Source organism: Pseudomonas sp. LBUM1660 (assembly GCF_059695935.1).
In genome coordinates this window covers 5,542,321-5,559,002 of sequence record NZ_CP166795.1, presented here as the reverse complement: position 1 = coordinate 5,559,002, position 16,682 = coordinate 5,542,321, and the positions used below count along the sequence as shown (strand labels likewise).

The following is a 16,682-nucleotide window of genomic DNA, read 5'->3' as shown; positions in this document are numbered from 1 at the left end:
ATGACTACTGATGCAGTGCAAACCATGATCCCGACGCTGGATGTCACCGAGCGTCCGGCCCCGCGTGCCAAGGTTGAAGCCGGCGTCAAGCTGCGCGGCGCCGAGAAGGTTGCACGTATCCCGGTAAAGATCATTCCGACCACCGAACTGCCGAAGAAACCTGACTGGATCCGCGTGCGCATCCCGGTTTCGCCGGAAGTCGACCGCATCAAGGCGCTGCTGCGCAAACACAAGCTGCACAGCGTGTGCGAAGAAGCGTCCTGCCCGAACCTCGGCGAGTGCTTCTCCGGCGGCACCGCCACGTTCATGATCATGGGCGACATCTGCACCCGTCGCTGCCCGTTCTGCGACGTGGGCCACGGTCGTCCGAAACCACTGGACGTCAACGAGCCGGAAAGCCTGGCCATCGCCATCGCCGACCTGAAACTCAAGTACGTGGTGATCACCTCGGTCGACCGCGACGACCTGCGTGACGGCGGTGCCCAGCACTTTGCCGACTGCATCCGCGAGATCCGCAAGCTGTCGCCGAACGTGCAGCTCGAAACCCTGGTCCCGGACTACCGTGGCCGCATGGACGTGGCGCTGGAAATCACCGCCGCCGAGCCACCGGATGTGTTTAACCACAACCTGGAAACCGTGCCGCGCCTGTACAAGGCTGCGCGTCCGGGTTCGGATTACCAGTGGTCGCTGACCCTGCTGCAACGCTTCAAGCAGATGATGCCGCACATTCCGACCAAGTCCGGCCTGATGCTGGGTCTGGGCGAAACCGACGAAGAAGTCATCGAAGTCATGAAGCGCATGCGCGAACACGATATCGACATGCTGACCCTGGGCCAATACCTGCAACCGTCCCGCAGCCACTTGCCGGTCCAGCGCTTCGTGCACCCGGACGTTTTCGCCTGGTTCGCCGAGGAAGGTTACAAGATGGGCTTCAAGAACGTCGCTTCCGGCCCGCTGGTACGTTCCTCGTATCACGCCGACGAGCAGGCGAAGCTGGTTAAAGCTGAATTGATGTCGTCTCTGTAATAAAGCGCCCGTAAGGCTTTTCAGCCTTGCGGGCGTTTTTGTTGGCCGTGCCTACGGCCGCTACCGTCTTTTCCTGCAACCTGCGGGGCGCCTGATCCTCTTCTGTTTGTCCCCGTTCCTGACTACTGTGTGCTGAAGCTTTTTCGCGCAGGGAGATTCATGGATGACCGTTCGACCGACCCACACGCTGTTTCCTCACTCAGCCGTTCCGGCCTTGCCCTCGGAAGGGCTGATCGGTGTGATCGCGCCCGCCGGTCCCGCCAGGCTGGACACCGATAAAGCCGTTGCCTGGATGCGCGCTCGCGGTTATGCGCTGCGGATATTTCCCGGGGTGTACGAACAGGATGGCTACCTGGCCGGTAGCGACGATGTGCGGCTCAATGATTTGCACGCGGCGTTCGCCGACACGGAAGTCGATGCGATCATTTGCCTGCGCGGCGGTTACGGTACGCCGCGTCTGCTCGATCGCATCGATTTCGAGTTGCTGCAAAACAACGCCAAGCCGTTCATCGGCTACAGCGACATCACTGCGCTGCACGTGGCGATCAGCCGTTACGCCGGTTTTGTGACCTTCCATGGTCCGCTGCTCAATGCCGATTTGTTGGGCGAGAAGCAGAAGCCGACGGAGTCTTCGTTTTTCAACATGCTCAGAGGGCAGGTGAAGGCGGGCAGTGTGCTTTCGCACCCGGTGGCCTGGCCGCTGACCACGATCGAACCAGGCATCGCTCACGGGCGTTTGCTGGGAGGCAATCTGTCGATGATTGCCGCGACCATGGGCACGCCATTTGAGATGGCGGCTGAAGGCGTCATTCTTTTCATTGAGGACATCAACGAGCCGCTGTATCGCATCGACCGCTTGCTGACTCATCTGCGCCTGGCCGGCACGCTGGGCAAGTTGCGCGGGGTTCTGGTGGGGGATGTGGCGGGGGTAGATACGGTTGCGCTGGAACGATTGCTCAAACAGACGTTCGAGCCGTTGCGGATACCGGTGCTGGCCGGGTGGCGCAGCGGGCATTGTGATCCGAACCTGACGTTGCCGATGGGGGCGTTGGTCAGGCTGGATGCGGGGAAGAAGGAATTGGTGTTGGAGCAGGATGTGGTGGTCAAGCGGTAGTTCGATAGCGCCTGATAGTCAGTCTTCGTCGGAACGCCGCCCGGAGCCGGCTCGCTCCCAGGTGACCGAGTTCTTTCATGTAAATACGGTCAAATGTGGGAGCGAGCCTGCTCGCGATGGCGGCAGTCGCCATACGGCTAACTATCGGTTACGCAGGCCTTCGAGCAGCTTGTGCGTCGGATACCCGTCCGCCGGCCAGCCAAACGACTGCTGTGCACTGCGGATCGCCTTGCGAGTGTTCGCGCCGATGATGCCGTCAGCAGTGCCCGCATCGTAATTCTGCGCACTCAGCAGGCTTTGCAGTTCAATCCGCTCGGTGCGGCTCAACGGCAAGTCATCTTTTGGCCAGGTGCCATTGATCAGGCCGCCGCCATTGAAGCGCTCGGACAACAGGCTCACCGCCAATGCATAAGACGACGAGTTGTTGTACTTGAGGATTGCGCGGAAGTTGTCGAGCACCAGGAACGCCGGGCCACGATAACCGGCCGGCAGCAGCAGGGCGGCGGACAGGTGTTCGGAGCCCGCCGGAGCCTGGGCGCCATTGGGCAGCGAGACACCCAACTGTTGCCATTCGGCGACGCTCTTGCGAATCGTGCCGTCGGCCAGAACGTAATTGAAGCTCCCCGGCAACTGCACTTCAAAACCCCATGGCTGGCCTCTCTGCCAGCCGGAGCTTTGCAGGTAGTGCGCCGTCGAGGCCAACGCATCGGCCGGGCTACCCCAGATGTCGCGGCGGCCGTCACCGTCGAAATCCACGGCGTGGGTGTTGTAGGTGGTCGGGATGAACTGGGTCTGGCCCATGGCGCCCGCCCAGGAGCCGAGCATTTTCTCAGGCTCGATATCGCCTTGTTGCAGGATTTGCAAGGCGGCGATCAGTTGCGCATGAGCAAAGCCCGGACGCCGGCCTTCATAGGCCAGGGTCGCCAGGGAGTTGATCACTGACTTGTTGCCCTGGAACTGACCGAAGTTACTCTCCATGCCCCACACCGACACCAAGGCCTGGCGATCAACGCCGTAGCGCTGCTCGATGCTTTGCAGGATGTCGGCGTATTGGCTGACCAGCGCCTGACCTTTGCGTACCCGTAGCGGCGACAGGGCACCATCGAGGTATTCCCACACCGGGCGGGAGAATTCGGGTTGGCTGCGATCGGCGCGGATCACGCTGGTGTCGAGGCTGACATTGGCGAAGGCGCGGTCGAACAGATCAGCGCGGATGCCAGCGGCCAGCGCGTCTTTGCGGAAACCCGCCTGCCATTCGGCGAAGGTCTGGGTGGGCTGGATGTCGAGGTTTTCGCCGGTTGGCACCACGGGCGGAATGACCGCAGGGGCTGTCGCGATGGGGAGGGTCTGAAGCGGCTGGGCGTCGGCGGCGGTCGGTTTTTCCGCGCAGGCGACTAGCAAAATGAGGCTGGAGGCAGCGATCAGTTGGCGCAGTGGCCAACGACGGGAAAGACAAAGGGGCATGCACAGGTCCAGGGAGTACGAATCAGGTGCAGACCTTAACATGTTGAGCGGGCGCTTGCCTTTCAGGCCGCCAGAAAGTAAGAAGCCTCCCAACTATTAGGCTGGAAGGCTTCGCGGCGGTAGCTGCCTTTGCCCTTGCCGGCTCGTTCCTGACGGCTGCGGAACAATGGCTGGGCGATGATGGATTTGGCCTTGTTGGGGCCATTTTTAGATGGCTTTTGGCTCATGATCGGATCTCTCGATTGAGTGGGTTTTGCGGGGGAAATAATCTGCCGAAGTTGGGGGGCTGTCTAGTCCCCACATTGTGTAGGACCTTTCGGACGCCTTCGCGGGCAAGCCTCGCTCCTACGGGTTGGGGTCGCACACATAATTGTGGGTCGACTGAGGTCTGTAGGAGCGGGGCTTGCCCGCGAATGGCCGTTATGCAGTCGAAAACCTTACTCCGCGGGTAGCGACAATCTCTGGCCCGCCATCAACAACGACAACCGACTCAAACTCATCCACGGCGAACCCGCCGCCTGGCCCTTGATCTGTGCATCAATGCGCTGCGCTTCCAGCAACAACTGCGCCCAGCGTTGCGCCGGGTAGCGTTGCAGGGCCTTGCTCATCAGCGGTTTGCGCTTGTCCCAGACCGGCGGTCGGGCCTGGCTGAAGGCTTTGTCCAGTGGCACACCCTGGCTGTATTGCAGCGAAAGGTTGGCCAGCAGACGCAGCTCCCGGGCCAGCGCCCAGAGAATCACGGGAGGTTCGACGCCTTCACCGCGCAGCCCTTCGAGGATGCGCAGGGCATGGGCGGCTTCGCCGTTGAGAATCGCGTCGGTCAGGCCAAACACATCGAAGCGCGCACTGTCGGCCACCGCCGCTTGCACGGTTTCAACGGTGATCTGGCCACCTTCGGCCATCAGCTTGAGTTTTTCGATTTCCTGGGCGGCGGCCAGCAGGTTGCCCTCGACCCGCGCGGCAATCAGTTCCACGGCGTCCTGGCTGGCGGAAAGCCCTGCCTGGGATAGCCGTTGACGAATCCAGCTCGGCAACTGGTTGGCATCTACCGGCCAGATCTGCACGAACTGCGTCTGCTGACCTTCGATCAGCGCCTTGCCCCACTTGGTCTTCTGCGCACTGCCATCCAGCTTGGGCAGGCTGATCAGCAGAACCGTATCTTCCGCCGGGCGCGAGCAGTACTCGATGAATGCGGCGGCACCTTTGTCGCCGGGTTTGCCGGACGGCAGACGCAGTTCCAGCAGGCGCTTTTCGGCGAACAGCGACATGCTCGCGCCGGCTTGCAGCAACGTTCCCCAGTCGAAACTGGCGTCGGCGGCAAAGACCTGGCGTTCGTCGAAACCCTGTTGGCGAGCGGCGGCCCGAATGGCGTCGGCGGCCTCCTGACACAGCAACGGGTCATCGCCGCTGATGATGTAGACCGGCGCGAGGGCACCTTGCAGGTGTTTGGCGAGTTGGGCGGGGGCGAGTTTCATAAGAGAGGGCGAACGGGGCGCCTGTGCGCCCCGTCAGTCTTATTGCTGCGGGATTTCGATGGGCGACTGACGCGGGGTTTCCGCTTCAGCTTTCTGCGCCGCTTCCAATGCCTGGGCTTCGGCTTTCGCCTTGGCGTCGGCGGTCTGCTGCAGCTGGTCCAACTGAGTCGGCGAGAGCTGTGACAGGCGCAGCATCATGCGTTGAACCAACTCGCGACGGGTTTCTGTGCGGGCGGTATTCGCTTCCTGGTCGGAACCCACCAGGTTGTTGCCGTCGTGGAGAAAGATCTTCTGCACTTCGAGCTTGTCGCTCAGCAGCGGCAGGCCTTGCGCACCCCGGATGTCATAGCTCAGCACGGTGCTCACCTGATATTCGCCAGTACGGCCGGCACCGGCGTAGCTGAGGATGCGCTGACTTTCCTGCTCATCGGTCAGCACCAGTTTGTACGGCGCTCCGGTGTAAACCTTGACGCCGCTGCTTTCCAGTACCTGACGCAGTTGCGTCACGGTTTCGCCGTAGGCGTTGCGGGCGCTCAGATCGAGCTCCCTGATCGCCATTTCATTGGTGCCGGTGCCGCGCAGTTGGAAACCGCAGGCGCTCAACAGGACCGCGAGGCCCATCACCAGCAAATTGCGTTTGATCATCTTGTTGCTCCCCTTGAAACCATGTGGGCCGACCGTGCGGCCCGAAAGGTTTTACTCGGCGCCAGGCTCACCTGGCGCCTGATCCAATTAGCTGGCGACGATATTGACCAGTTTCCCGGGCACTACGATCACTTTACGAATAGTCAGGCCGTCGACGAAGCGCAGCACGTTCTCGTTGACCCGGGCTGCCGCTTCGACTTCTTCGCGAGTCGCGGTGGCTGGCATTTCGATCTGGCCGCGCAGCTTGCCGTTGACCTGGATAACCAGCGTCAGGCTGTCCTGCACCAGCGCGGTTTCGTCCACCACCGGCCAGCCGGCGTCGATCACAGGGTCAGCGTGACCCAGTTGATGCCATAGCTCGTGGCTGATGTGCGGGGTGATCGGAGCCAGCAGCAAGGTCACGGCTTCCAGACCGTCGTGAACCAGTGCGCGATCCTGTTCGGTGACTTGCGCGGCTTTTTCCAGCACATTCATCAGCGTCATCACCTGGGCGATGGCGGTGTTGAATTTGTGGTTCTGGCCGACGTCGTGGCTGGCCTGCTTGATGGCCAGGTGGATCGAACGGCGAATGGCTTTCTGCTCGTCGTTCAGGCTGGCGACGTCCAGTTTGCCCGGCAGACCCTGAATGACGTGGGCTTGAGCCAGACGCCAGACGCGCTTGAGGAAGCGGTGCGAACCTTCCACACCCGAGTCAGACCATTCCGCGCTCATGTCAGGTGGCGAGGCGAACATCATGAACAGGCGGCAGGTGTCTGCGCCGAACTGGTCGATCATTGACTGTGGGTCGACGCCGTTGTTTTTCGACTTGGCCATCTTCTCGGTGCCGCCGATTTCCACTGGCAGGCCGTCTGCGATCAGCTTGGCGCTGATGACTTTGGCCTTGCTGTCGCGTTCGAGTTCGACGTCAGCCGGGTTGAACCAGGTGTAAGCACCGTTGGCTTCACGACGATAGTAAGTCTCGGCGATCACCATGCCCTGGGTCAGCAGGTTCTTGAACGGTTCGTTGGAGCTCACCAAGCCTTCGTCACGCATCAGCTTGTGGAAGAAGCGCGCGTAGAGCAGGTGAAGAATCGCGTGTTCGATACCGCCGATGTATTGATCAACCGGCAGCCAGTGGTCGGCTGCCGATTTTTCCACCAGACCGCCTTCATAGTGCGGCGAGGCGTATCGGGCGTAGTACCACGAGGACTCGACGAAGGTGTCCATGGTGTCGGTTTCACGCTTGGCCGGTGCGCCGCATTTCGGGCAAGCGCACTCGTAGAACTCAGGCATGCGCGCCAAAGGCGAACCCGCGCCGTCCGGCACGACATCTTCCGGCAGTACCACAGGCAATTGGTCTTCCGGGACCGGCACATCACCGCAGGTGTTGCAGTGAATGATCGGGATCGGGCAGCCCCAGTAGCGCTGACGGCTAATGCCCCAGTCGCGCAGGCGGAACTGGGTGCGTGAGGCGCCGAGGTTTTTCTTGATCAGCGCAACTTCAATGGCGTCGAACGCGCCTGCGAAGTCCAGACCATCGAACTCGCCGGAGTTGATCAGCGTGCCGTGCTCGCCGTAAGCGTCCTGCCACGGAGCCGGGTTTGTATCACCGGAGCTGGTGTGCACCACGGACTTGATCGGCAGGTCGTACTTGGTGGCGAACTCGAAATCACGTTCGTCGTGAGCCGGTACAGCCATCACCGCGCCATCGCCGTAATGCATCAGCACGTAGTTGGCGACCCATACGGGGAGTTTCTCACCGGTCAGCGGGTGCTCGACGAACAGCGAGGTCGGCAGACCTTTTTTCTCTTGGGTGGCGACGTCGGCTTCGGCAACGCTGCCGCCCTTGCATTCGGCGATGAACGCCTGCAGCTCAGGGTTGTTCTGTGCAGCCAGGGTCGCCAACGGGTGTTCGGCGGCCACGGCAACGTAGGTGGCACCCATCAAGGTGTCCGGACGAGTCGTGAAGACTTTCAGCGCGCCGGCTTCGCCGATGGAATCGACGTTGTAGGGGAACTGCACTTCCATGCCGCGGGATTTGCCGATCCAGTTGCGCTGCATGGTCTTGACCTGTTCAGGCCAGCCAGTCAGTTCGTCGAGGCTCTCCAGCAGCTCATCCGCGTAGGCGGTGATCTTGAAGTAGTACATCGGGATTTCGCGCTTCTCGATCAGCGCGCCGGAACGCCAGCCGCGACCGTCGATCACTTGTTCGTTGGCCAGGACGGTCTGGTCGACCGGGTCCCAGTTCACGGTGCCGCTTTTCTTGTAGATCACGCCTTTTTCGAACAGGCGAGTGAACAGCCATTGTTCCCAGCGGTAGTAATCGGGCTTGCAGGTGGTCACCTCGCGGGACCAGTCCACCGCCAGGCCCAGGCTGCGCAGCTGGTTTTTCATGTAGGCGATGTTTTCGTAGGTCCACTTGGCGGGCGCTACGTCGTTCTTCATCGCGGCGTTTTCCGCCGGCATACCGAAGGCGTCCCAACCCATGGGTTGCAAGACGTTCTTGCCTTGCATGCGCTGGTAGCGGGAGATCACGTCGCCGATGGTGTAGTTGCGCACGTGCCCCATGTGTAGCTTGCCGCTGGGGTAAGGGAACATCGACAGGCAGTAGAACGTCTCCTTGCCTGGCTGTTCACTGACTTCAAAGGACTTTTGCTCGTCCCAGAACGACTGGGCGGCGGCTTCGATTTCACGGGGCTGATATTGTTCGTGCATGGCTACTTTTGAACTGAATAGGGGTGGCCTAATCCTCTTCAATGCAACGTTGGGCGATGACGACGCCAAATCGGCGTTTCGGTGCCCGAACGAGCTGGAAGTGGAGTTACAGGAAGCGCCGTAGCATACATGACCGCACTCTACCGAGGGAAACCCTGATTACTGCCGCGCGTCTTGCGAAAACCGCCGCGAGGGCCGTTGGTCGCGGCATCCAGCCGGTTTGTTCATGGAAGCTAAGCTCTAAATGGGGAGCGAGTCTTATCTTCAATGAGGTGAGGGATGGTTGAGTCACAGCAAAAAGTCACGAAACCGCAGCTGTACGAAAGACTGATCGATCGTCTGGGGATGGCCCTGGACGCTGCAAAAACCGCTGACCGGCTACGCGATGAGCGTCCCCTGGAGCTGGAACTGCGTGGGTTGAGCCCCGCAGAGTTTGCACTGGTCAAAGCCTATCTGGATCGCAGTGAACGTGAGACGCACGGATGCTTGTCCGCAGCAGTGAAGCAACTCGACGCACCACGTTCGGCCAAGATCATCTGGCTCAAGGACAAGGCACCTGGCAGGGGCACGGAAAAGGTCCGGTCTCTGCAATTCAAGTAACGGCTGCACGCCATGACCCATGGTTTTTTAAAGCATAGCCTTCCGCATTTGTTGTCGCATTGCGTCAACCCACTTAGGCTTCGGGCATCTTATGGAGATGCTCGATGCCTTTTCGTTATTTCGTGAAACAACTTCTGTTGCCGCCCGGCATTCTTTTGCTGCTGTTGATGCTTGCGTGGTGGTTGCGCCGCTCAAGGCCGCGGCTCGCAGGCGTGTGCTTTGCCTTGGGGTTCGGCGGCTTCTTGTTAATGAGTTTGCCGGTGGTGGTGCAGTGGGGCGCCAAGGCCCTGGAAAGTGAGCCGCCACTGGCGCGCGAGGAATGGGCCACCCTGGGTCAGCGCGCGGATGCGATTGTGCTGTTGGGTTCGGGGCGTGAGCGTGGTGATATTGCCTGGGGGGCTGATCAGCCGACGGGCATCGGTCTGGAGCGCGAACGGTATGCGGCACGTCTGGCCAAGGCATCCGGGTTGCCCATTCTCACCAGCGGCGGCCTGCATTACGGCACACCGCCCACTGAAGCGAAGCTGATGGCGGATTCATTACTCGATGATTTCGGTGTGACCGTGCGCTGGCAGGAAGGACGCAGCCGCACGACGTGGGAGAACGCTCAGTTCAGCGCCGAGGTGTTGCTGCCACAGGGAATCAAACGGGTGGTGGTGGTGACTCAGGCCTGGCACATGCCGCGATCGGTCTGGAGTTTTCAGCAGGCTGGATTTGAAGTGGTGCCGGCACCGGTGGGTTTTTTAGGCGTGGACAATGCCCGGCCGCTGGGCGGCTGGATGCCGGAGTTCAAGTCGATCTGGCAGAGCGGGCAGTTGTTGAATGAGGCAGTGGGGCAGATCGGGTATTCGCTGTTTTACCGATAGTTATGTCGAGCGAAAACCTGTGGCGAGGGAGCTTGCTCCCGCTGGACTGCGCAGCAGTCCTATTTTGGGGGCGCTGCGCGACCCAGCGGGAGCAAGCTCCCTCGCCACAAAAGCACGCCAGTCTCAGACCGTTTTGGCCATCCGGCTCGCCACCAGCGCCCAGCCAAACAACAACACACAAACGATGATCAGCGGCCACGAACGCCATTCCAGGTAAGGCGTCAGGTTATGCATCGGCACGACTTCGCCGTACAGAATGCCGCGTTCGAACTGCGGGATCTGCGCCGTGATCTGCCCGAACGGGTTGATCAGGCCGGTCACGCCGTTGTTGGTGGCGCGGATCATCCAGCGACCCGCCTCCAGCGCACGCATCTGTGCCATCTGCAAATGTTGCAGCGGACCGATGGAGGTGCCGAACCAGGTGTCGTTGCTGATGGTCAGCAGCAAATCACTGCGGGCCGCCAGGCTGGCGGCGAATTCCGGGTAGACCACTTCGTAGCAGATGAACGGCGCAATCTGATAGCCCTTGGCTTGCAGCATGGCCTGGTCAGCCGGGCCACGGGCAAAGTCGGACATCGGTAGGTCGAAAAACGCGATCAGCCCGCGCAGGACGTCTTGCAACGGAACGTATTCGCCAAACGGCACCAGCTTCTGCTTGAGATAAGTGCCATCGCCTTCACCGAGGACGGTGATGCCGTTGAAGAAGCGCTTCTCGTGTCGAACTTCCTGGCGGATCGGTACGCCGGTTATCAGCGCAGATTTACGCTCAGCGGCGAAATTCCCCATCATGTTGAGGTAGCCCTCGGCGGACTCCCTCAACACCGGGACGGCCGTTTCCGGCCAGATCAGCAGGTCGACCCGTTTCGAACTGAAACTCATGTCGCGGTACAGCGCCAGCTGCGCGTTGAGCTGCGCCGGGTCCCACTTCATGCTTTGTTCGATATTGCCCTGAAGGGCGGCAACGCTCAGCGCCGGGCCCGCCGGGCTGGTCCAGGCGTGTTCCTTCAGCGCCATGCCGGCCACCCAGGGGCCGACCAGCAGCAACGCGCCTGCAGCGATGAAGCCTTTACGGCCGGTGTGTACCAGACGCAAAGCGTTGTAAATCAGCGCCGCCGTCAGGGCCAGGGTGAAGGAAATCAGCCACATTCCGCCGACGGGCGCGAGCCCGGCCAGCGGGCCGTCGAGCTGGCTGTAACCGGAGTAGAGCCACGGGAAACCGGTGAGAAACCAGCCACGAAAGGCTTCCTGGCCGACCCACAGCGCGGCAAACGCCAACGCATCCGCCAGCGGCGCTTCGTTGCGACGCAGCCAGCGCGCCCAGATCCAGGCGGGCAGGGCGAAGAACCAGGCAATCGCGGCCGTGAAGATCAGCATCAGGAAACCGGCCAGCAGCACCGACGCGCCGCCGAAATGGTGAATGCTGTAATAGATCCAGCTGGTACCGGCGCCAAACAGGCCGAAACCGAAGCACCAGCCACGGCCCAGGGCCTGACGGGGGCTCAGTTCGCGCAAGCCGGCATAGAAGAAACCGACCGCCAGCAACGCCAACGGCCAGATATCGAACGGCGCCAGGGCCAGGGTGGTGAGTGCACCGGCCGCCACGGCCAGCAGGTTACCGGGCCAGCCGGGGCGGGTTATCCAGCGCATTTCTATCCTTAGTTTTTACCGAGCAATAGGCGTCAGGCGAAGCAAGTGAATCCGACGGCTGTCGGCGTTCAGGATGCGGAAGCGATAAGGGCCGATTTCAGTGATTTCGTTGCGTTTTGGCAAATGCCCGAACGCGCTCATCACCAGGCCGCCCACTGTGTCGAACTCGTCGTTGGAGAATTCGCTGTCGAAGAACTCGTTGAAGTTCTCGATCGGCGTCAGGGCCTTGATCAGGAAGTCACCGCTGGGCAGCGGCTTGATGTAGCTGTCTTCTTCGACGTCGTGTTCGTCTTCGATGTCGCCGACGATTTGTTCCAGCACGTCTTCGATGGTCACCAGGCCTGCCACGCCGCCGTATTCGTCAATGACGATGGCCATGTGGTTGTGGTTGGCGCGGAACTCGCGCAGCAGCACATTCAGACGCTTGGACTCGGGCACGAAGGTGGCCGGGCGCAGCAGATCCTTGATGTTGAAGCTGTCGCCATTCTCCTTGAGGATCAATGGCAGCAAGTCCTTGGCCAGCAACACGCCCATCACGTCATCGTGGCTTTCGCCGATGACCGGGTAACGGGAGTGGGCCGAGTCGACCACGGCAGGCAGGAACTCGCGAGGTGTCTGGGTCGCCTTGATGCTGACCATCTGCGAGCGCGGGACCATGATGTCCCGTACTTGCAGGTCAGCGACCTGGATGGCGCCTTCGACGATGGCCAGCGCTTCGCTGTCCAACAGTTTGTTCTGGTGTGCGTCGCGCAGCAGCTCCAGCAGCTCCTGGCGGTTCTTCGGCTCGTGGGCAAAAGCCTGGGTGAGCTTACCCAGCCAAGACTTTTGCCCGTTGCTCGATCGATCTTCGCTCATAGCGATTACTCTGAATCCTTTGTTGTAACGATAGGGTTTGTGTCTGTTTCGTCGTCCGCATAAGGGTCGGGATAGCCCAACTCGGCAAGCAACGTTCGTTCCAGTGTTTCCATTTCTTCGGCTTCGTCATCATCTATATGGTCGTAACCCAGCAGATGCAAGCAGCCGTGAATCACCAGATGCGCCCAGTGGGCCTTTAGTTCTTTGCCTTGTTCGGCGGCTTCGCGCTCGACCACTGCCACGCAGATAACCAGATCGCCCAGCAGCGGGATGTCGAGAAACTCGTCGGGCACATCGGCAGGAAACGACAGGACGTTAGTGGCGTAATCCTTTTGCCGCCAGGTGTGGTTCAGCTCGCGGGCTTCTTCGTCATCGACCAGGCGGATGGTCATTTCAGAGTCGGCAGTGCGCTGGCGCAGGGCCAGTTCGCACCATTGGCGGAACTCGGCTTCGCTGGGGGAAGACGCTTGTGTAGCCAGTTGCAGATCAAGCTCAAGCATCGCGGCGACTGTCCTTTGGTGTTTCGTCTGTCGCGCGATTTTCGAAGCGCTCATAGGCTTCGACGATGCGCTGCACCAGTGGATGGCGCACAACGTCTTTTGGCTTGAAATGGGTGAAGCTGATGCCCGGCACGTCTTTGAGCACTTCGATCACATGGTGCAGCCCGGACTTGGTGCCTTTCGGCAGGTCGACCTGGGTGATGTCACCGGTGATGACTGCGGTAGAGCCGAAGCCGATCCGGGTCAGGAACATCTTCATTTGCTCGACGGTGGTGTTCTGGCTTTCGTCGAGGATGATGAAACTGTTGTTCAGCGTGCGACCGCGCATGTAGGCCAGCGGTGCAACTTCGATCACTTGGCGTTCGATCAGTTTGGCGACGTGTTCGAAGCCGAGCATCTCGTAGAGTGCGTCGTAGAGCGGGCGCAGGTACGGGTCGATCTTCTGCGACAGGTCGCCGGGCAGGAAGCCGAGCTTTTCGCCCGCTTCAACCGCCGGACGCACCAGCAGGATGCGACGAATCTGCTCGCGTTCCAGCGCATCGACTGCGCAGGCAACGGCCAGGTAGGTCTTGCCGGTACCGGCCGGGCCGATGCCGAAATTGATGTCGTTACCGAGGATTTCCTTCACGTAGCGCAGCTGATTCAAGCCGCGAGGGCGAATCATGCCTTTTTTGGTGCGCAGGGCGACGGAGGGTTCGGACGGGGAGACGTTGTCCAGCTCTTCGACGGCCGATTCCTGCAGGAACAGGTGAACCGTGTCCGGCGACAGCTCGGTACCTTTGGTTTCCCGATACAGACGGCGAATCAGATTTTCTGCAGAAGTGGTGTGCTTGGGTTCGCCGATCAGCTCGAACTGGTTTCCGCGGTTGCGGATCTCGATGGTCAGGCGCTGTTCGATCAAGCGCAGATGCTCGTCGAATTGCCCGCACAGATTGGCGAAGCGACGGGCCTCAAAGGGCTCGAGGATGAAACGATGAGGTTCTATGGGTGCGTTCAAGGTCGTATTTAGCCGCCCTGGGGCAATTAAGATGAAATCAAGGATAACGCCAGTGGGCTGGGTGCGAAAGCTCTTAAATAATCCAGCGCCAAACACCGTCCCTGTAGGAGCGAAGCTTGCTCGCAAAGGCGGAATTTCAGGCGACTCATGCTGTGAGTGTCAGTCCGCCTTCGCGGGCAAGCCTCGCTCCTACAAGTCATGCGGTGTTACTGGATCAGCGAGCCCCGCAGCGAGTGCGGCTGCGCGGCGTCGATGTGCACGTCGGCGAACTGGCCGATCAAGGTCGGATTGTCGCAGCGGAAGTTGACGATACGATTATTCTCGGTCCGGCCTTGCAGTTCGCCGGGGTCTTTTTTCGAATAATCGGTGACCAGAATCCGCTGAATCGAGCCGACCATTTGTCGGCTGATTTCGAAGCCTTGCTGGTTCAAGCGATGCTGCAGCGCGTTCAGCCTTTCTTTTTTCAGTTCTTCCGGCGTCTCGTCGGCCAGATCCGCAGCCGGGGTGCCCGGGCGCTGGCTGTAGACGAACGAGTAGGAGAAGTCGAAACCGACGTCTTCGATCAGCTTCATGGTCTGTTCGAAGTCTTTCTCGGTCTCGCCCGGGAAGCCGACGATAAAGTCCGAGCTGATGCAGATCCCCGGCACGGCGGCGCGCAGCTTGCGCAGTTTGGATTTGTATTCCAGCGCGGTGTGGTTGCGCTTCATTGCCGACAGAATGCGGTCAGACCCCGATTGCACCGGCAAATGCAGGTGTTTCACCAGTTCCGGCACATCGGCGTGGGCCTGGATCAGGCTGTCGGAGAACTCCAGCGGATGCGAGGTGGTGTAGCGAATCCGGTCGATGCCATCGACGGCGGCCACGACGCGGATCAGCTCGGCGAGATCAGCCAGGCGCCCATCGTGAGTGGTCCCGCGGTAGCCATTAACGTTCTGCCCCAGCAGGGTTACTTCGCGCACGCCGTTTTCAGCCAGGTGGATGATCTCGGCGATCACGTCATCGAAGGGGCGACTGACTTCTTCACCACGGGTGTAAGGCACCACACAGAACGTGCAGTACTTGCTGCAGCCTTCCATGACCGACACGTAGGCGCTTGGGCCGTCGATGCGCGGCTCGGGCAAATGGTCGAACTTTTCGATTTCCGGGAACGAAACGTCGACTTGCGGCAGCTTGGTGGCGCGCGCGGCGTCAATCATTTCCGGGAGGCGGTGCAGGGTTTGCGGGCCGAAGACCACATCGACATACGGCGCGCGATCGCGGATAGCCGCGCCTTCCTGACTGGCCACGCAACCGCCGACGGCGATGACCATGTCCGGGTTGGCCAGTTTCAGTTCGCGCCAGCGGCCGAGTTGGGAATACACCCGGTCCTGGGCGCGTTCGCGGATCGAGCAGGTATTGAGCAGGATCACGTCGGCGTCTTCAGCGCGAGCGGTCACTTCCAGGGCCTGATGTTCACCCAGCAGATCGACCATGCGCGAGCTGTCGTACTCGTTCATCTGGCAACCGTGGGTTTCGATGTAAAGCTTCTTGGCCATGGACAGAGTCATCACGTGATTCAAAGAACCGCGCATTATAGGGAACATGTCTCTAGGTTCCTACCGTTGTGCGTCCGGCGGCTATGCTATAGTTCGCGCCCTCATTTTTATCCCCTATGTGTTGCCCGCCCACCATGACCAAACGTGAAGCCCCAATCTACAAGGTGATTTTCCTCAACCAGGGCCAGGTGTACGAAATGTATGCCAAGCAGATCTATCAAAGTGATCTGTGGGGCTTCCTGGAAGTGGAAGAGTTCGTCTTTGGCGAGCGCACGCAAGTGGTCGTCGACCCGAGCGAAGAGAAGTTGAAAGCTCAATTCGAAGGCGTTGTGCGCAGTTTTGTGCCGATGCATTCGATTGTGCGCATCGACGAAGTGGAACGCCTCGGCACTCCGAAAATCAGCGAAGCCCGCGGCGCGGTCGGCAATGTCATGCCGTTTCCGATGCCGATGCCTGAGAAGTAAGACCGAGTCGCTCCCTTCGCGGGCAAGCCTCGCTCCTACAGGTTTAATGCACGCCGTGAAAACGACGCATACCTGTAGGAGCGAGGCTTGCCCGCGAAGGCGTCAGTAGGGTCGAAGAAGATTTAAGGCAGCGGAGAAAACGGCGTGCGCCCATCGGCGCTTTGCAATTCCATCAGGTATTTACGGAAAATTTGCCCCAGCACCTGGGTAGCGACTTCCAGATCTTCGCGCGGCATCTTCTCGGCCACTTCATCCGCCGTGTCCAGCGCATCTTCAGCGCCGTTGACCGCGGCCATTTTCAGCACGATATACGCCTGAACGTTATTGGCCGGTACGCCTTCGCCGTGAAAGAACATGGTGCCGAGTTTGAATTGCGCCTGAGCGTGGCCTTGCAGTGAAGCCTTTTCGAAATAGCCCAGGGCTTTATTGAGGTCGCGCGGGGTGTTTTTGCCGTCGTAGTAGAACTCACCCAACTCGTATTGCGCTTGTGCATCCCCTTCATCCGACGCTTTCTGGCAGGCGGCGAGCGCTTGCGTCAGGTCTTGCGGCTGAGTATTGAGGGTGCAGCGACCCATCGCTGGGATTAACAACGAGTTGCCGCCTGCTTGTGCGAGCGCGAGCAGGGGCTGAAGGAGCAACAGGCAGCCCAGTGCAAGGGCGCGGCCGGTGCGGTTCATGGGAATCGACTTACCTCTGAAGGGCGCGCGGACCCATCGAGGGGATCCAATAAGCGCGCATTATGAAATAAGCAGGGCCAACCTTACAAAGTCTTTACTCGTTTTTCTGCTGCGCGGGGAATA

The 16,682-nt window shown here is 60.4% G+C and carries 16 protein-coding genes; 5 read left to right on the top strand and 11 right to left on the bottom strand.

What is annotated here, in order from left to right; all coding sequences use genetic code 11:
- Together lipA and ACA068_RS25790 are read left to right on the top strand one after the other, a co-directional pair.
- Positions 1-1,026 (top strand): lipoyl synthase, encoded by a 1,026-nt coding sequence (gene lipA, locus ACA068_RS25795; protein ID WP_131063091.1) that lies wholly within the window; start codon positions 1-3, stop codon positions 1,024-1,026.
- Positions 1,027-1,189: 163 nt separating this feature from the next.
- Positions 1,190-2,140 (top strand): S66 peptidase family protein, encoded by a 951-nt coding sequence (locus tag ACA068_RS25790; RefSeq protein WP_497305708.1) that lies wholly within the window; start codon positions 1,190-1,192, stop codon positions 2,138-2,140.
- Between the two features lie 141 nt (positions 2,141-2,281).
- Here the strand turns inward: ACA068_RS25790 and ACA068_RS25785 are convergent, their stop codons facing one another.
- The 5 genes from ACA068_RS25785 to leuS form a co-directional block, all read right to left on the bottom strand.
- A complete protein-coding gene (locus ACA068_RS25785; protein WP_497305706.1) occupies positions 2,282-3,604 on the bottom strand; it encodes a lytic murein transglycosylase in 1,323 nt (440 codons plus the stop codon).
- Positions 3,605-3,666: 62 nt separating this feature from the next.
- Positions 3,667-3,831, bottom strand: coding sequence for an alternative ribosome rescue factor ArfA (arfA, locus tag ACA068_RS25780; RefSeq protein ID WP_497305704.1), 165 nt, complete (start codon positions 3,829-3,831; stop codon positions 3,667-3,669).
- 210 nt (positions 3,832-4,041) lie between these two features.
- Positions 4,042-5,079 carry a DNA polymerase III subunit delta gene (gene holA / locus ACA068_RS25775; protein ID WP_497305702.1) on the bottom strand — a complete coding sequence of 346 codons (1,038 nt, stop codon included), beginning with the start codon at positions 5,077-5,079 and terminating at the stop codon, positions 4,042-4,044.
- Between the two features lie 39 nt (positions 5,080-5,118).
- Positions 5,119-5,724 carry an LPS-assembly lipoprotein LptE gene (locus ACA068_RS25770; RefSeq protein ID WP_497305700.1) on the bottom strand — a complete coding sequence of 202 codons (606 nt, stop codon included), beginning with the start codon at positions 5,722-5,724 and terminating at the stop codon, positions 5,119-5,121.
- 87 nt (positions 5,725-5,811) lie between these two features.
- Positions 5,812-8,418: a leucine--tRNA ligase gene (gene leuS, locus ACA068_RS25765; protein ID WP_497305699.1), complete on the bottom strand. Its 2,607-nt coding sequence runs from the start codon at positions 8,416-8,418 to the stop codon at positions 5,812-5,814.
- A 279-nt stretch (positions 8,419-8,697) separates the two neighbouring features.
- Between leuS and ACA068_RS25760 the strand changes: the two genes are divergently transcribed.
- Positions 8,698-9,018: a hypothetical protein gene (locus ACA068_RS25760; RefSeq protein WP_094470479.1), complete on the top strand. Its 321-nt coding sequence runs from the start codon at positions 8,698-8,700 to the stop codon at positions 9,016-9,018.
- A gap of 104 nt (positions 9,019-9,122) precedes the next feature.
- The gene (locus ACA068_RS25755; protein ID WP_497305697.1) at positions 9,123-9,884 is read left to right on the top strand and encodes a YdcF family protein; all 762 of its coding nucleotides are present in this window, start codon (positions 9,123-9,125) and stop codon (positions 9,882-9,884) included.
- 123 nt (positions 9,885-10,007) lie between these two features.
- Here the strand turns inward: ACA068_RS25755 and lnt are convergent, their stop codons facing one another.
- From lnt to miaB, 5 genes are all read right to left on the bottom strand, one after another.
- Positions 10,008-11,531, bottom strand: a complete 1,524-nt coding sequence (gene lnt / locus ACA068_RS25750; RefSeq protein WP_497305695.1) for an apolipoprotein N-acyltransferase — start codon at positions 11,529-11,531, stop codon at positions 10,008-10,010.
- A gap of 15 nt (positions 11,532-11,546) precedes the next feature.
- Positions 11,547-12,386, bottom strand: coding sequence for a CorC family transporter (locus tag ACA068_RS25745; protein WP_497305694.1), 840 nt, complete (start codon positions 12,384-12,386; stop codon positions 11,547-11,549).
- A 5-nt stretch (positions 12,387-12,391) separates the two neighbouring features.
- On the bottom strand, positions 12,392-12,886 hold the full coding sequence (ybeY, locus tag ACA068_RS25740; RefSeq protein ID WP_497305692.1) for an rRNA maturation RNase YbeY: 495 nt from the start codon (positions 12,884-12,886) through the stop codon (positions 12,392-12,394).
- On the bottom strand, positions 12,879-13,883 hold the full coding sequence (locus ACA068_RS25735) for a PhoH family protein (protein WP_497305690.1): 1,005 nt from the start codon (positions 13,881-13,883) through the stop codon (positions 12,879-12,881). Before ACA068_RS25735 ends, ybeY begins: the two co-directional genes overlap by 8 nt.
- A 206-nt stretch (positions 13,884-14,089) precedes the next feature.
- Positions 14,090-15,418 (bottom strand): tRNA (N6-isopentenyl adenosine(37)-C2)-methylthiotransferase MiaB, encoded by a 1,329-nt coding sequence (miaB, locus tag ACA068_RS25730; protein WP_033049358.1) that lies wholly within the window; start codon positions 15,416-15,418, stop codon positions 14,090-14,092.
- Positions 15,419-15,552: 134 nt separating this feature from the next.
- On the opposite strand from miaB, the gene ACA068_RS25725 reads away from it, so the two are divergent.
- A complete protein-coding gene (locus ACA068_RS25725) occupies positions 15,553-15,882 on the top strand; it encodes a DUF1820 family protein (RefSeq protein ID WP_007894425.1) in 330 nt (109 codons plus the stop codon).
- A gap of 122 nt (positions 15,883-16,004) precedes the next feature.
- Here the strand turns inward: ACA068_RS25725 and ACA068_RS25720 are convergent, their stop codons facing one another.
- On the bottom strand, positions 16,005-16,559 hold the full coding sequence (locus ACA068_RS25720) for a tetratricopeptide repeat protein (protein WP_403102585.1): 555 nt from the start codon (positions 16,557-16,559) through the stop codon (positions 16,005-16,007).
- Between the last annotated feature and the right edge of the window lie 123 nt (positions 16,560-16,682).

What these genes read in the sequence shown, in the direction of transcription:
- ACA068_RS25745 (WP_497305694.1), bottom strand. Translation starts at nt 12,386, where the DNA reads ATGAGCGAAGATCGATCGAGCAACGGGCAAAAGTCTTGGCTGGGTAAG.
- arfA (WP_497305704.1), bottom strand. Translation starts at nt 3,831, where the DNA reads ATGAGCCAAAAGCCATCTAAAAATGGCCCCAACAAGGCCAAATCCATC.
- ACA068_RS25720 (WP_403102585.1), bottom strand. Translation starts at nt 16,559, where the DNA reads ATGAACCGCACCGGCCGCGCCCTTGCACTGGGCTGCCTGTTGCTCCTT.
- miaB (WP_033049358.1), bottom strand. Translation starts at nt 15,418, where the DNA reads ATGGCCAAGAAGCTTTACATCGAAACCCACGGTTGCCAGATGAACGAG.
- lipA (WP_131063091.1), top strand. Translation starts at nt 1, where the DNA reads ATGACTACTGATGCAGTGCAAACCATGATCCCGACGCTGGATGTCACC.
- ACA068_RS25755 (WP_497305697.1), top strand. Translation starts at nt 9,123, where the DNA reads ATGCCTTTTCGTTATTTCGTGAAACAACTTCTGTTGCCGCCCGGCATT.
- leuS (WP_497305699.1), bottom strand. Translation starts at nt 8,418, where the DNA reads ATGCACGAACAATATCAGCCCCGTGAAATCGAAGCCGCCGCCCAGTCG.
- ybeY (WP_497305692.1), bottom strand. Translation starts at nt 12,886, where the DNA reads ATGCTTGAGCTTGATCTGCAACTGGCTACACAAGCGTCTTCCCCCAGC.
- ACA068_RS25760 (WP_094470479.1), top strand. Translation starts at nt 8,698, where the DNA reads ATGGTTGAGTCACAGCAAAAAGTCACGAAACCGCAGCTGTACGAAAGA.
- ACA068_RS25785 (WP_497305706.1), bottom strand. Translation starts at nt 3,604, where the DNA reads ATGCCCCTTTGTCTTTCCCGTCGTTGGCCACTGCGCCAACTGATCGCT.
- ACA068_RS25725 (WP_007894425.1), top strand. Translation starts at nt 15,553, where the DNA reads ATGACCAAACGTGAAGCCCCAATCTACAAGGTGATTTTCCTCAACCAG.
- ACA068_RS25790 (WP_497305708.1), top strand. Translation starts at nt 1,190, where the DNA reads ATGACCGTTCGACCGACCCACACGCTGTTTCCTCACTCAGCCGTTCCG.
- lnt (WP_497305695.1), bottom strand. Translation starts at nt 11,531, where the DNA reads ATGCGCTGGATAACCCGCCCCGGCTGGCCCGGTAACCTGCTGGCCGTG.
- ACA068_RS25770 (WP_497305700.1), bottom strand. Translation starts at nt 5,724, where the DNA reads ATGATCAAACGCAATTTGCTGGTGATGGGCCTCGCGGTCCTGTTGAGC.
- holA (WP_497305702.1), bottom strand. Translation starts at nt 5,079, where the DNA reads ATGAAACTCGCCCCCGCCCAACTCGCCAAACACCTGCAAGGTGCCCTC.